This window comes from Paraburkholderia sp. D1E (assembly GCF_052682275.1).
In genome coordinates this window covers 3208894-3223879 of the sequence record NZ_JBQYMB010000001.1, presented here as the reverse complement: position 1 = coordinate 3223879, position 14986 = coordinate 3208894, and the positions used below count along the sequence as shown (strand labels likewise).

The following is a 14986-nucleotide window of genomic DNA, read 5'->3' as shown; positions in this document are numbered from 1 at the left end:
ATGTTACTTTCGACAAATGGAGGGTCATTATGAGGATCGAATTCACCGGACGCCGTGAAGTGGTGGCAGCGGCGCGCGTAGCCTTCGAAGCTAATGTCGATGGGGCTGACGTCTGGTGCAGCGTGTCGCTGGACGCGCTGAACGACCATTTCGGCAACGGGGGGCCATCGGCCCACACTCTGGTCGGTACTTTCGAGGCAAATCGCGCGCGAATTGAAAATGCAACGCGGCGGGTTCTCGAGAAAAACGGGGGACAGTCCGTCGAACTCGAAACCGGGGATTTCAATTGAGGCACTAGCGGCCCAATTCCTGACATAGGGGCAAGGCCGGCTGCTGAGCGCCGGGCCTGCTCCGATAGCTTTTCGCTGCGCATGGGCGTGTCCGCCGAGGCGATGTATCAGCACGTGAGCGGCCAGGCGACAGCGCCTTCATCGTCTTCATGGCCTTCATCAATCGAAGAAGATCCGATCGATCGCCCTATCTGGAAGAAGCGCCGACCTGCCGGACCATGAAGCGACTTCAGCTACGGTATAGTCGCGCGAACCGATCGCAGACACGCCTCAGCTTGCCGCAGGCTGAGGCTTTGATTATCCGGAGAACGTCGTGCAGGAAATCATAGAAGGATTCATCCGCTTTCAACGCGAAGTCTTCCCGCAGCAGAGCGCATTGTTCAAACGTTTGTCGATTTCGCAAAGTCCGAACACGCTGTTCGTGACCTGCTCGGATAGCCGTGTCGTTCCCGAGTTGCTGACACAAGTGGAGCCCGGCGCGCTGTTCGTGATCCGCAACGCGGGCAACATCGTGCCGTCTTACGGCCCGGAGCCGGGTGGGGTGTCGGCCACCGTCGAGTACGCCGTGGCGGTACTCGGCGTGCGCGATATCGTGATTTGCGGCCACTCCAATTGCGGTGCAATGACAGCGATTTGCACGTGCAAGAACCTCGACCATCTGCCGGCCGTGGCGGGTTGGCTGCGTCACGCCGACGCGGCGAAAGCGATCAACGCGTCGCGAACTTACGCGTCAGACGCGGAACGCCTCGACGCATTGGTCAAAGACAATGTGATTGCTCAGCTCGCCAACATCCGCACTCATCCATCAGTGGCCGTGGGTCTGGCGAACAAAACACTTCGACTGCACGGCTGGATTTTCAATATCGAAAGCGGCACGATGCTCGCACTCGATGGGCGCACAGGACAGTTTTTGCTATTGGCGGACAACCCTGAAATCTGTGTTGTGTAGCCGCGCACGGGCGGACGTGAAAAGCGCGCGCGGTAAAACCGGAAAACCTCTTCGGCGTTCCGGATAGCCACCTATACTGCCAGAGCGCCTGAAGCCGACGACATCGCTCCACGGCATGTTGCCATACGCGCCGACGACTCCGCTCGATAGCCTGGTGCAACGCGCATTGAATCCGCTCGCGAGGTTTCCATGAAGATTCTGGTGGTACTGACTTCACATGACCAGCTCGGCAATACAGGCCGGAAAACCGGCTTCTGGCTCGAAGAGTTTGCCGCGCCGTATTACGTGTTCAAGGATGCCGGCGTCGAGATGACACTCGCTTCTCCTAAAGGCGGCCAGCCGCCGCTCGACCCGAAGAGCGACGACCCCGACGCGCAGACCGACGCAACCCGGCGATTCAGAAAGGATCCGCAGGCGCAAGCCGCGTTGGCGAATACCGCGAAGCTTTCCACCGTGTCGGCTGCGGACTATGACGCAGTGTTCTATCCCGGCGGTCACGGACCACTGTGGGATCTCGCCGAGGACCCCCATTCCATTGCCCTGATCGAAGCGCTCTATGCCGGTGGAAAACCCGTCGGCGCGGTATGCCATGCGCCCGGTGTGCTACGTCATGCAAAGGGGCCGGACGAGACGCCACTCGTGCGCGATAAACCCGTTACTGGCTTTGCCAATTCCGAAGAAGCGGCAGTCGGGCTCACGGACGTCGTGCCTTTCCTCGTTGAAGACATGTTGAAGAAGAGCGGCGCCAGGTATTCGAAGGGGCCGGATTGGCAGTCGCATGTGGTGGTCGCGGGCAATCTGATTACGGGGCAGAATCCCGCGTCGTCGGAAGCCGCGGCCAAAGCGCTGCTCGCGAAACTCGGTGTGACGTGAGGCGGCGGAGCGGGATCGGCAGATCGACCGGAATGCGGTCTTGAAGGTCGCGGACTATGCGAAACATACTGGCCGCTTTCTTGTCATCAGCACGGTGCTTGCACACTCACCGCAGCGTGCGCGCGAATGGTGTCGACCAGGAAGCACACACAGAAGCGGACTCAGAAGCAGCCTCAGCCGGCAAAGCAGCGAAACGCGAGGCTGATACGCGGCTCGGTGCCACCGGCCACCTTAGGGATGCCGTGTTCATGCGTGAACTGCGAGGCATAGCTCATGACGATGCAACTGCCTGGCTCCAGTTCCACATGCACGATCCGGCCAGAGGCCGCCTTCGGCCGGATCGACATGCGGCGGCTCACGCCCAGCGAGACGATGGCAATCGGCAGAGCGGGTAACAGTTTTTCCGTCTTGTCGCCGTGGAGCGCGACGCTGTCATTGCCGTCGCGATAGAGATTGAGGCCGACGCGATTGAACGGCACGCCGAGCAGCGAGCGCACGGCTTCAAATGCTTCGCCTAGCGGCGCGGGCAGATCCTCGGATTCACGTGAGAAGGTGGCGAGCAGACGTGGCACCGCCACTTCCCGCTCATACATCATGCGCTGCTGGCTCATCCAGCCGATATTTTCAAATGCCTGCTCGAACCACCGTTGCGCGACCTGGGCCGGGATCGACTCGGGCAAGTAACGAATTCCGCCTTCCTCGTCATGGATAAGGGACACAGGCTCGGGTGCGAATAAGCCTTGCTGATGCGCCATACATTCCAACTGTGGAGTAGCGATAGCCCGGCAGGAGCGCAGGGCTGTTCATGCAGGTCATTATACTGTGTTTTTATACAGTGTTTTGGCTGGGCGTTTGCTATCCCAACTGCGCGCGACGGCGAAACGCCAGCGGCGGGATCTCATGGCGGGCACGAAAGAACCGCGTGAAAGCGCTCTGCGACGAGAAGCCGAGTTGTTCGCTGATGTGCGCAAGACTCAAGCGGGTTTCGCTCAGCAATCGGCATGCTTCCTTGAACCTGACACGGGATTCGAGTTCGGTGAAATGCAGGCCCTCCGCCTGCAACTGGCGGCGCAGCGTCCACCGTGAGGTATTGAGCCGCTCGCATATTTGCGCGAGCAACGAGGACGACGTATGCCGCTCGTCGGAGGTGTCGATGATGATTTCGCTAATCAGGTTCTCGACGCTGTTCGAGAACAGATGGCCTCGCTTGATTCGCAGCAGTTCCTGTTGAGCCTGCTGCTGCAGAAACGGCGCCAGCGTGCCGTTGTACTGGGGGAACGGCACGTCCAGTTGCGCGGCGGCGAACTGCAGCCGGTTCGCATCGGCGCCATACCGGACTTCGGCGCCGAAGAACTCACTGGAATCCTGAGATCCGGGCAATCTGCGCCCCATTAACGAAACCTGAAATACCGTGCGTCGCGCCACGTCATAAGCGCGGATCAGGCCGGCGAGCACCTGAAAGTTGGCGAGCGCCTGAAAGCCGTCGGCTGGGGCGAATTCGGCAATGTAGTCGAACCGGGCGAGTTCAGACGTCTCTTTGTAGCAGAGAAAATCGAACTCACCGATGAGCGGGCGATACGTGTGAAATGACTCGATAGCTTCACGCAGCGTGCGTGCGTTGAGGCACAGGTTGCCCAGTACCGGAAAATCCGGGAAAAAAGTTTGTGGGCCGTCCGGGATCACCCGGGAAGGCGAACTCACAGCCGCCATCAACTCCACGACGCGCCGATGCCGCGCGCCATCGATGCGGCCGTTTCGATCGATCAGATCCTGCGTGCTGATGCCGGTGCGGGCAGTGAAAAGCTGCGGCGATACACCGGCACGCTCGGCCGCATCCATGGCAAAAACAGCAATGCGATTGGAGACAGTACGGCTGTTGCCGCTAAAGCGAACCTGCATTCTGGATGACATGTAGTTTACGAAAACATTCCTTACAGAATGATGCGCAGACATGTTCGCCGGCACCATCAGGAATTGCCACTACTTGCCAGTTGCCCGCGGAGCGTCGCGCCATGCAGCTTTCCAAGGCGCAAGGTGATTCAGGGCGCATGCGCCAGGCGGAATTAGAAGGGCTTTGATGCGTCGCATCACGCGTCGTGCTCCACGCGGATAAAACCTGCACCCGGCAGTAAAACGGGTACCGGACTGGGTCGGTAGAGTGACGCACGGCTGTTTGTCTGGCCGTTCAAAAGCGAGCAAAACGAATCAAATCCCAGGAGACATCGATGCACATTTTTTCAGGGCCTGTTTTTCGCCGATCGGCATTGACGGCGTCCAGTGCCGCGCTCGCGCTAGGCCTCGCCGCTTGCGGAAACAGCGACAAACTCGATGCACCCGTCGCGCAGCAGGACTTCGGTTATACGACGCTCAACCTCATTTCTAAAGACGGCCTCAAGTTCAAGGACATGAACAGGAGCGGTCAGCTCGAGCCATACGAAGACTGGCGTTTAAGCGCCGACGCACGCGCGCGCGATCTGGTGAGCCGGCTGACGCTCGCCGAAAAAGCCGGCCTCATGATGCACGGCACCGCGCCTGTGTTGAACGATACGACGGGCTCAGGCACTGGCACGGCCTACGATATGGCCGCTTTGAAGACGCAGATCAACGACCGCAGTATCAGCACGTACATCACGCGCATGAGCGGTGATGCCAACACGATGGCCAGCCAGTACAACCAGATTCAGACCTTGGCGGAGCAATCGCGGCTCGGTATTCCGGTGTCGATCAGCACGGATCCGCGTAATCACTTTCAATACGTGCTGGGCGCGAGCGCCGGCGACAGCGGCTTTTCGAAGTGGCCCGAAACGCTCGGTTTCGCCGCGATTGGCGACGCGAACCTGACGCGCAAGTTCGGCGACATCGCGCGCCAGGAGTATCGCGCCGTCGGCATTACCGTGGCGCTCTCGCCGCAGGCCGATCTGGCCACTGAGCCGCGTTGGGCTCGCATCAACGGCACCTTCGGCGAAGATGCGGATCTGACGAAGTCGCAGGTGCAGGCCTATATCGAGGGCTTTCAGGGCGGCAGCAACGGCATCCAGGCGAATAGCGTGATTGCGGTGGTCAAGCATTGGGCCGGCTATGGCGCGCAGAAATCCGGTTTCGACAGCCATAACTACTATGGCCGCTATGCGACCTATCCAGGCAACAATTTCGCCTATCACCTGAAGCCGTTTGAAGGTGCCTTCGCCGCTAACGTTGGTTCGGTGATGCCGACTTATTCCGAGCCGGACGGACCCGTGAGCATCGACGGCATTGCGCTGGAACAGGTCGGCGCCGCCTATGACAAACCGCTGCTGACCGATCTGCTGCGCGGCAAGTACGGCTTCAAAGGCGTGATCGTGTCGGACTGGCTGATTGCCTCGGACTGCGACGCCAACTGCATGAACGGCGCGTCCTCCGGCACGCCCTCGTTTGTCGGACTCGGCATGCCGTGGGGCATGGAAACCGCTACCCGTCTGCAGCGTTTTGTGAGAGCCGTCAACGCCGGCGTCGACCAGTTCGGCGGCGAAGACGATCCGAGCTTCCTCATTCAGGCCGTGAATCAGGGGCAATTGACGGAAGCGCGCCTCAATGATTCGGCGTACCGGATCCTCTTGCAGAAATTCCAGCAAGGCTTGTTCGATCATCCTTATGTCGATGCGAACCAGGCGAGCACGGTGGTGGGCAATGCGGATTTCCAGGCGCAAGCGCTCGATGCGCAACGCCGTTCCATGGTGCTGCTGCAAAACAACGGCAAACTGCTGCCCATGACGGCAGCGGGGAAGAAAGTCTGGCTGTACGGTATCGATCCGGCCGTCGCGCAGAAATATGGCTACCAGGTTGTCGATACGCCGCAAACCGCGGACGTGGCGATCCTGCGCGTGAGCACGCCGTATGAGACGCTGCATCCGAACTATATGTTCGGCTCGATGCAGCATGAAGGCAGCCTGGCGTTCGTCGACGGCAACAAGGACTATGAGGCGATCAAGCAGGCCGCTAACGCGCCGAAGTCGATCGTGTCGGTGTACATGGATCGCCCGGCGATTCTCACCAACGTCCAGGATAAAGCGACCGCCATCCTCGCTAATTTCGGCGCAAGCGATGCAGCGCTATTCGACGTGTTGACCGGCAAAGGCCAACCGCAAGGGAAACTGCCGTTCGAGTTGCCTTCGTCGATGGCCGAGGTCACCGCGCAACTGGAAGACGTGCCGCACGATACCGCGCATCCGTTGTATCCGTTCGGATATGGCCTGACGTATTGAGGCACGCGGTAAAGCGAGGCGCCCACGTCATTTGATGCTGACGTGGGCGCCTCGCTTCATCCAGATGTGCTTCACAGCATGCCTATTCGCCCGGGCTATACAGATCGAGTAGCTTGAGTGTCACCCCGTTGGTCCATCCAAAGCCGTCCTGCAACGGATACTCGCCACCGCCGCCACCTCCGGTGCCCGCGCCTTCAACCACGTACTTTTCGACCAGCTTCTTCTCCGACGCATAAACGCCTTTCACGTCGGCCAGAAAGCGAGTGCCGATCTGCTGCGCGAGCGCATCCTGGCCGTAGCGTTTCAGGCCTTCGATCGCGACCCAGTGCAACGGCGCCCAGCCGTTCGGTGCATCCCATTGCTGCGTGGTGTTATAGGTGGTGGTCGCAAGGCCGCCCGGTTGCAGCAGGATGGACTGCACCTGCTGGGCCGTCTTTTGCGCACGTTCCGGCCACGCGGCGCCGACCCACAACGGAAACACCATCGCCGCGGTCTTGTTGTCGCGCGGTTTCCCGAGCGTCCAGTCGTAATCGCCGTAGTAGCCGTTGGCATTCCACAAGTACCGGTTAATACCGAGCGCCCGTTTCGCGGCGCGTTCGGCGAACTCGCCGACACAACGGAAATCGCGCGTCTCGCCGCAGCCTTTCGCGATGGTGATTTCAAGGTGGAACATGAGGCTGTTCAGATCGACCGGGATGATCGACGTGGTACGCACCGTCGCGAGTGTCATGTTGTCGCCGAACCAGCGGGAGCTGAAATCCCAGCCGCTCTCGGCGGTCGCCCGCAATTCGCGGTAGACCTCGTTCGGATTGCGGCCGTTGGCTTGCTGGGCCGTCTGAATGTCCTCCAGATACGACTCGTCACGCGGCGTATCGAGTTCGTCCCAGTAACGGTTGAGTACCGTACGATCCGGCATCACGACCACATTGCGCGTCGCCTGGCCGGGTTGCGTCGTGGTTTCCCCTTGCATCCAGTACGCATACTCCTTGCGCAAGGCCGGCAAATACTTCTGATAGACGCTACGGCCCTCAAGCTTTGCCGCCAGCGCCACCATGTACGAGAAAAACGGTGGTTGGGAGCGGTCCAGATAGTAGGTTCGATTGCCGTTTGGAATGTGACCGAACGTATCGATTTCATACGCGAAGTTGTCGAGCATGTTGTCGACGAGATCCTCATGGCCCGATTCCTGCAAACCCAGCATCGTGAAGTACGTGTCCCAGTAGTAGCCTTCGCGGAAGCGGCCTCCCGGCACGACATAAGGCTTCGGTAACGGAATCAGCGAACTGTTCGCCGGTGCGCTCGTGGTGGTGCGGGTGAGGGCAGGCCACAGCCAGTTAATGTGCTCGCGCAGCGTCTGATTCGCGGGCGGTGTGATGACAGGCTCGCTCGGCGCAGTGAAGTACTGGTTGACGAAGTTCGCTAGCGAAAAGCCGGGATTGTTCTTCTGTTGTTCGTACAGTTGCACGATCGCGGCAGGGTCGGCGTTCGGTGTTGCGTCGACGAAAGTCTTTTGATCCGGATAGATCTGCGCGGTTTGCACGGCCACGAATAGATCGCCGTAAAGCTTGTCGGGAGCGGGAGGAAGTGTGCCGCCGACCTGAGTGTCGGCGTGACACACGCCGATGAGACTGGTGAGGAAGACGAAGCTGGAAACAGCGGTTGCTTTTCTTAAACTGGAAGCCCCCACCAACGGGGGAAATGTCGGCCGACGAGCAAGGCCGATGCTGCGCAATTGCGATGACACAATCATGTCTCCTCCTGAGGAATGGACAACAGGACTGGTCTGCCTCACGCCCTTTTTCTTCTCATGATTGTTGGGGCGCAGGTAGCATCGCATAAAACGGACGGTGGTTCAAATTATGCGCAGGGAATGCGCCGAGGTCCTCGGCGTAAGCCGATGGAATGCGCTTAACCCGCCAGTCGGCAGCGTCCACGCTGCCGACTGGCTAATCAGGTTTCCTTAAGTTTCCTTAAGTCTCGTTCAGTTCGACGTCACGAGCGAATCCGACGGCACGATCCGCAGTGCCCCAGGGTTCTGCGCTGCCGGGCTCGACCACGACAGGTGCATGCTTGCCGGACCCGTGCCATGCACATACTCGACCTTGATCGAGGCGCGCTGCTTCGCAGAGAGCCAGGTCGTGCCGCTCACGGTGCCTGGCGTCGAGGTCTTCTTGTTGACGACCCGCACCCCGTTGATCCAGAGTCGCGCAACGTTATCGCTATTGATCGAGAACGTGTAGAGCCCTGTTCTGGCGGCCTGGATCGCGCCGGTCCACCGCACGCCATAGCCGGTTGCGTTAATGCCCGCGGAGGCATCAGGCGAATCGGTGCCACGCTCGGTGTTCAGGTCGAAATCGATCAATGGCGTGACCGACGTCTTGACCGGCGCACTGTTGAAGGTCGGATCGTTGTAGTAGCCGACTTGCAGCACCGGCAGCTTCACATCGAATCCCCCCGTCAAAGCCTGCGTTTCCGACGTCTGCCACGGGTGGCCGTCCGGATAGATCGTTCCCTGGAAGGGCGTTGCCGGTTCGACAGTGGCGGGCGCGCTTGGTACCTGGCCCCAATGGAAGCGCGTATTGGTACGGCCGATCATCAGTTCCCACACAAGGAAACCCGTCGTGCCGCCGTAGTTCGACACAATGCCCGGCATCGTCTGTCCTGTCGTGCCAGGGAAGCCGCGTTGCAGCGTTTCGGAATTCAGCGCGCTGACATTGCTGCCGTTCACCGGACCCGTGTACGGGTTGCCGTACGGGTGGAACGCATAGAAGTCCGAGAAGTACGAGCCTTCGTCCTCCTGCACTTGCGGCGAATTGATCGGCTGCGTCGCACCCGCATTCAGAATCGCGATGCGTGCATCGTTCATCATCACGGCGCGTGTTTGCTGCAATGAGCCGTTGCCACTACAACCCGGTTCGTTCATGGGTTCCCAGAAGATGATGCGCGGGTCGTTGCGGTGTGGCGCGACGAAGTCGGTGATGTAGCTCGCGAGACTCTGCTTGTAGGTGATGCTGGCATTGGCCGCCGTCGATTGGAAATACGCCTGTTCGACCGGCGTCCCAGGCGACTGCACCCATTGGCTGTTATGCACCCCCCAGATCGGCGCCGGCTGCGGACCATAGGCGGGCGTTGGATTCCAGCAGTCGTCGTAGAAGATCGGCGAGACCTTGATGCCATGCCGCGCGGCGATTTTCAGCAGGTTCTCGAACTTGCTCAGGAATGCGACGCGATCGTTCGCCCATACGAGGTAATGCAGATACACGGCAATGGTGTTCATGCCGTACGTTTGCGCGTAGGTCAGCTCACGGTTGACGATCTCGGGATCGTAGTTCTCCCAGAAGTCGATCGCGTTCACCGCGTTTGATGGCGTGTAGACCGCACCGACAACCTTGGAAAAATCGAAGGTGGGGGACGTGACGGTCGGATACGTGTGGATCGTGATGTTGCTGAAGGTGGCGCCGACGCCGAATCGCCGTAACCCGAAACTGCCCGACTGGAACGCGGCGGGGAGCGCATTGGTGGCGTCGTTGACGCTGATCACGCGCTGACCGTCGAAGTCGACGGTAATTGCCGTGCCGCTCGTCGTGACCTTCAGATGGTGCGTGCTGCCGCCCACGATCGTGCTCATCGGATACGCGATGAAGTTCGTCCAGTTGTTGTTTTCCCGGCCGACCTGCAGTACGTGCGAGCCGGTATCGAGACCGATGTAATAGCCGGTCAGGCTATCGGGGCCGCCTGCGGTGGGGTTCGTCGTACGGACGATAAAGCCGGCGTTCGCGGCGCCGTTGCCCACGGGTGCGCTCACCGTCACGTCCGCTTCGTACGACGCCGTGGCATACGTGCTTGCAAGCGCCACTGTTTTGTCGCCGGCGCCCGTGCCGTTGGTAGCCGGCGGGGGAATCGTGATGGTCGAACTGCTTGTGCCGGGCTGCCATCCTTGTGTCGATCCGGGCGCGAGGTAACTCGTGAAGTCGCCGAAGTTGAGCGTCGTGGTGGAAACCGGAGTGGGCGGGGGCGGTGGCGTGTAGGGCGGAAGGTTGAGGGTGGGGTCTGCGATCACGAGCGGCGGTGTCGTCGTTTTCATCCCCAGCGGGGTGGTCTTCGCGGCCCTGAACTCGGCTTCAACGTTGGCGGTGTCCGCCGCCGAGGCCGCCGCCGCTGCTGAGGCCGCTGATGCCGCCGCAGGGGAATCGACTGCCGCGATCTGCTTGTTCGCTGACGCAGCCACGTCCGGCGAACCGTCATTGCCGCCGCAAGCGCCCAGCATGGCGAGCGCTGCCAGCACAAAGTAATTGCGCACCTGTATCTCCTGATGTCCCCGCTTAATTGATGGTCATAATTATTATTAAATCTGCATAAGGCCTTAGACAGTATCTCTAAGCCCCATGGATGCGGAAATCGATATGAATAATATTATTAGTTGGCAAGACCTGTATCGGTACTTACCCGATAGCGTGCAAAAGAGGGGCAGGGAGCGAGGCCGGGAGCAGGCGCGCGCGCCGGCGCCATGCGCAATGGATGCCCGCGGTTATTCCAGTCGATAGCACGAGGAGCAGCAGGCATAATCCGTTTTCCGATTACGCCTACCTTTCATCGGCGGCGAAACCAAAGCGACGCGTTGCTGTGCGCGCTCTCAGGAAAACTCATGCCGCCCATCACCGCTGTCCGGAATGGAGCCGTGCCGCTACGCAGCGTCGCGCTGATTCTGGTTTCGATGTTCTGCTTCGCGCTCGTCGATGCGCTGGCGAAATCTGTCGCGCTCGCCTATCCGGCCAATGAAGTGACATTCTTCCGGATGGTGTTCGGCCTGTTGCCTGCCGTGGCCGTTTGCCTGCGCGGCAAACCGCTCATCGAGCGTCTTAAACATATGGATGTGCGTGGGCAGACCGTGCGCTCGCTGACCTTGCTCGGCGCTTCGGGGCTGTTCTTTGCGGGGCTGCCCTATGTGCCGCTCAGTGAAGCAGTGGCGATCGTTTACTCGGAGACCTTGCTGGTCATCGTTCTGGCACCGCTGCTTCTGAAAGAAACGCTCAAACCACGCGATGCGCTTGCCGCCGCGGTCGGTTTTATCGGCGTCCTTTTCGTGGTGCGACCGGATGGTTCTCATTCAAGTTGGCTCGGTCCGGTCCTGCTGATGTCGAGCGCGGTTTTCGGCGCGTTATCGATCATTCAGATCAAGCGGATTCGCGCCACGGACGATTCGGGCACCACGGTGCTGTATTTCACGGTGGTCGGTACGATCGTCACCGGCGCATCGCTATTTTTCGCGTGGCGTACGCCTTCGATCGAAGCACTCGCGGTAATGGCGTTGCTCGGCGGGTTCGCCACGGCAGGGCAGTTGCTGATGACGATGGCGTTCCGACAGGCCGACGCCGGCGCGCTCGCGCCGTATAACTACACCAGCATCGTGTGGGCCGCGTTATTCGGCTATATCGTGTGGGGCGAGACCATCGGCAGCATGTCGCTGTTCGGGATTGCGTTGATTGTTGGAAGCTCGATTGTGGTTGCTGTGCGCGGCAAGCAGACTGAGGGTCCGCTCGTGTAAGCGCGTGGGTTCACCGGATGTGAGCCCGCTTTGCACTGCTTCGCAGTTCCAACCATCGTCGTAGGAAAGGCTGGCCAGCAAGCTGGCTTTTTCAGACAACACTCGCCACGCGAGCGGACGAATCGAAGTTTGGAGGCTATAAATAGCAGATAGCACGCATCCAGCTTGCACCCATCCTCGTACGTGACTGTGCCGGCCCGAACTCGCGGTCGTTGCGGCGGCATCTATTGATTCGCTGCGAACCCTCTGATGAATTCGGGCACGTTTGCGATATCAAAAACGCGCATGTTCACGATTTGAGAGGGAGACGTCATGGTTAGCGAACCCAGGAAGATAGTTCTCACGAGCCTTTTTGTCTGCGCGGTTGCAATCGCGGCTTATATTTCGCAGTCGGACAAAAGCTGGCTGTCGGCGGACGAATTCGGCCTGGAGCACGACAATGCATCGGCTTACTCCACACGCGGCGACACGATGAGCGGCTCGGTAAGTTCCGGACCGGTCGTCGCGCGCGGCGATTCAGCTACGGCCATAGCAAGGGACCTCCAGGCGGCGCGCAATAGTCTGCAGCGCAACGATCTGGTCGCCGCGCAAGCCCAACTGGACGCGGTGCGCCCGGCGCATCGGAACGACGATCAGGTTCTCGCGCTGCAAAGGGAAGTGGCGGCGCGCGCGGAGCAGGCGCCGGCCGCTACGCATGTGGAAGCGCTGGTGCGGCAAGGGTGGAAATCGGCGCGATTGTCTTCGCCGTCTTCAGGAAAATCCGGTCGCTCTCACGATAGAGCCGCTGCGATGCACGAACACTCGAACCGTGCGTTCTCCAGTTACATGAAGACCCGGCATGTACCCGAAACCGTGGTAACCGCCGTTGGCACGGGTAGTACCACGAGCGGGAGAACACGTGCCAACGGCGCACCTGGTGTTGCTACTAACGCCGTATCTTCTGCGCCCGCTGCTGTGATGGTGGGTTCGAATACGGCCAGCGCGCCTGCTGAATCGCAAGCGACGCAGCCGACATCGCCGCCGCCAGCCCAGCAAGCCGAGTTGTCCGCGCAAGCTGTACCCGTGCAATCCTCACCTCAACTCGTGCCTCCCGCAGGCGCGGTGTTGAAATCGGAGGGCGGCCCGAAAACACGCGCACAGGTACGCGCGGAAATCGCCCGTGCCCGTGCCGATGGCAGCCTTCCCGCATTCGGTAACCCGGATCCAGACGGGCCCGGCGGCGCGCCGAGCCTGACCGGCGCACATCGTCTTTGAAGACGCGCAGGCCACCGCTTGGCGTAACGACGCAGCGAGCCGCGCAGATCCGACACCTTGTTTGCTCGGCGTGAGCGGACCGGCGGCCGCCGTGTTGACGTCTGGGAAATTGATGTTCAGGCAGGTGGGGGCGCCGTGCTCGATCGCGAGCAATTGGCGAATCACGCCGGGAGCCAGCGTACGTGCGGTGTCCCAACGCACCTTCTCGCGATTGCTGAAAGTCTGACTCAGCGCGAACGACGGCAACCCAGGCAACAGCCCAATAATACGATTTATAAACCGATTTTAAAATTGACAATTAATATTTTCAATTGGCGCAATAATCAATTGAATGCGTTAATTTATCTGGAAATTTATTCCAATTAATTTCAACGGAAATTAATTGGAATAATAAATTGACCAATGCGAGTTGTTGAGGCAGAGGCGCCATGCTATTCTGCGCAGGCTTGATTCTCCGAGAGCATTATTAAATCAGGCACTTGGGGCGTGCTCGCGAGAGGAGTACGCCCCATTTCATTTCCAGCGGCAAGCCAGCCGCTCTGCGAAATGATCGGAAATCTAAAAGTTGATGACGTCGCATAAACACAACGTCAGTAATTAACTGAAAAACAGTCTTTCGTTTGGTGGGATATTCTCGGCCGCTCAATAGCATTCGCTATTTGAGTCAGGAGAGAAATCAATGAATAAATTCGTATTGTCGGGCTTCTCGCTCGCGCTCATCGGTGCCGCAGGTGCCGCTCACGCACAAAACTCGGTCACGCTGTACGGCCTGATCGACACAGGTCTGACTTACACCAGCAATTCGGGTGGCAGCAGCAACATCCAGCAAGCCAGCGGCATGCTGAACGGCAACCGTTGGGGCCTGCGCGGTTCGGAAGACCTGGGCAACGGCCTGAAGGCGGTCTTCGTGTTGGAAAACGGCTTCAATCTCTCGAACGGCAAGCTGGGTCAGAATGGCCTTGAGTTCGGCCGTCAGGCCTACGTGGGTCTGTCGAGCGACCAGTTCGGCTCGGTCACGCTGGGTCGCCAGTACGACAGCGTGGTCGACTATCTCGCCCCGCTCGCGCTGAACGGCACGCAATATGGCGGCACGCTCGCATCGCACCCGTACGACAACGACAACCTGAACAACTCGATGCGTATCAACAACTCCGTCAAGTTCCAGAGCGTCGACTACGGCGGCTTCAAGTTTGGCGCGCTGTACGGCTTCTCGAACGCAGCGGGCAGCTTCGCAGATAGCCGCGCCTATAGCGTCGGGGCATCGTATGCATTCGGCGGCCTGAAGTTCGCGGCAGGCTACCTGCAACTGAACGGCGGCGGCTCGACTACCAACACGAGCGGCGCCGTGTCATCCGGCAACTCCACGTTCAACGCAGCCCGTCAGCGCACCTACGGCGCGGGTGTGAACTATGCGTTCGGCGCGGCCAATGTTGGTCTCGTGTTCACGCAGACGCAACTGAACAACGCAAGTTTGATCGGATCATCGGCGTCGGGCACGACGAGTGGATTCGCACTGACGGGCGGCAGTGCGCGTTTCACGAACTATGAACTGAACGCACGTTACGCATTTACGCCGGCATGGACGGTGTCGGGCGCGTACACGTTCACCGATGCAAGTCTGAACGGCGCGAGCCCGAAGTACCAGCAGATCACGCTACAGACCGACTACGCATTGTCCAAGCGTACCGACGTGTATGTTGAAGCGGCATATCAGCATGTCGGCAGTGTGGGCAACTCGGGCATCACGGCGGATATCGTCGGTGTGAGCGCCTCGGCGACCGACTCGCAAGTGGTTGGCACGGTGGGTATCCGTCACCGCTTCTAAGCGGCCGGC

Annotated in this window: 11 protein-coding genes and 1 pseudogene; 7 read left to right on the top strand and 5 right to left on the bottom strand. The window is 59.9% G+C overall.

Annotation, left to right across the window (positions count from 1 at the left end; all coding sequences use genetic code 11):
* The first annotated feature begins 29 nt into the window (after window positions 1-29).
* From ACUN0E_RS14520 to ACUN0E_RS14510, 3 genes are all read left to right on the top strand, one after another.
* Entirely contained in the window at window positions 30-290 is a 261-nt protein-coding gene (locus ACUN0E_RS14520) for a DUF1488 family protein (protein ID WP_408239547.1), read from the top strand.
* Between the two features lie 313 nt (window positions 291-603).
* Window positions 604-1239: a carbonic anhydrase gene (locus ACUN0E_RS14515; RefSeq protein WP_445567030.1), complete on the top strand. Its 636-nt coding sequence runs from the start codon at window positions 604-606 to the stop codon at window positions 1237-1239.
* Between the two features lie 189 nt (window positions 1240-1428).
* Window positions 1429-2112: a type 1 glutamine amidotransferase domain-containing protein gene (locus ACUN0E_RS14510; protein ID WP_445567029.1), complete on the top strand. Its 684-nt coding sequence runs from the start codon at window positions 1429-1431 to the stop codon at window positions 2110-2112.
* A 173-nt stretch (window positions 2113-2285) separates the two neighbouring features.
* Here the strand turns inward: ACUN0E_RS14510 and ACUN0E_RS14505 are convergent, their stop codons facing one another.
* Complete coding sequence (locus ACUN0E_RS14505) at window positions 2286-2867, bottom strand: alpha-ketoglutarate-dependent dioxygenase AlkB (protein WP_445567028.1); 582 nt, start codon at window positions 2865-2867, stop codon at window positions 2286-2288.
* A 100-nt stretch (window positions 2868-2967) separates the two neighbouring features.
* Window positions 2968-4023, bottom strand: a complete 1056-nt coding sequence (locus ACUN0E_RS14500; protein ID WP_408392327.1) for a helix-turn-helix transcriptional regulator — start codon at window positions 4021-4023, stop codon at window positions 2968-2970.
* Window positions 4024-4337: 314 nt separating this feature from the next.
* On the opposite strand from ACUN0E_RS14500, the gene ACUN0E_RS14495 reads away from it, so the two are divergent.
* Window positions 4338-6353: a glycoside hydrolase family 3 N-terminal domain-containing protein gene (locus ACUN0E_RS14495; protein WP_445567027.1), complete on the top strand. Its 2016-nt coding sequence runs from the start codon at window positions 4338-4340 to the stop codon at window positions 6351-6353.
* A gap of 82 nt (window positions 6354-6435) precedes the next feature.
* On the opposite strand, the gene treA is transcribed toward ACUN0E_RS14495, so the two are convergent.
* Together treA and ACUN0E_RS14485 are read right to left on the bottom strand one after the other, a co-directional pair.
* A complete protein-coding gene (gene treA, locus ACUN0E_RS14490; RefSeq protein ID WP_445567026.1) occupies window positions 6436-8103 on the bottom strand; it encodes an alpha,alpha-trehalase TreA in 1668 nt (555 codons plus the stop codon).
* Window positions 8104-8334: 231 nt separating this feature from the next.
* Entirely contained in the window at window positions 8335-10653 is a 2319-nt protein-coding gene (locus ACUN0E_RS14485) for a PA14 domain-containing protein (RefSeq protein ID WP_445567025.1), read from the bottom strand.
* A gap of 345 nt (window positions 10654-10998) precedes the next feature.
* On the opposite strand from ACUN0E_RS14485, the gene ACUN0E_RS14480 reads away from it, so the two are divergent.
* Entirely contained in the window at window positions 10999-11898 is a 900-nt protein-coding gene (locus ACUN0E_RS14480) for a DMT family transporter (protein WP_408239571.1), read from the top strand.
* Between the two features lie 312 nt (window positions 11899-12210).
* The gene (locus ACUN0E_RS14475) at window positions 12211-13152 is read left to right on the top strand and encodes a hypothetical protein (protein ID WP_445567024.1); all 942 of its coding nucleotides are present in this window, start codon (window positions 12211-12213) and stop codon (window positions 13150-13152) included.
* 48 nt (window positions 13153-13200) lie between these two features.
* Here ACUN0E_RS14475 and ACUN0E_RS14470 read toward each other — a convergent pair.
* Window positions 13201-13413: pseudogene (locus tag ACUN0E_RS14470) on the bottom strand (5'/3'-nucleotidase SurE); the annotation flags it as partial.
* 418 nt (window positions 13414-13831) lie between these two features.
* Between ACUN0E_RS14470 and ACUN0E_RS14465 the strand changes: the two are divergent.
* A complete protein-coding gene (locus ACUN0E_RS14465) occupies window positions 13832-14977 on the top strand; it encodes a porin (RefSeq protein ID WP_408392334.1) in 1146 nt (381 codons plus the stop codon).
* Window positions 14978-14986 lie beyond the last annotated feature (9 nt).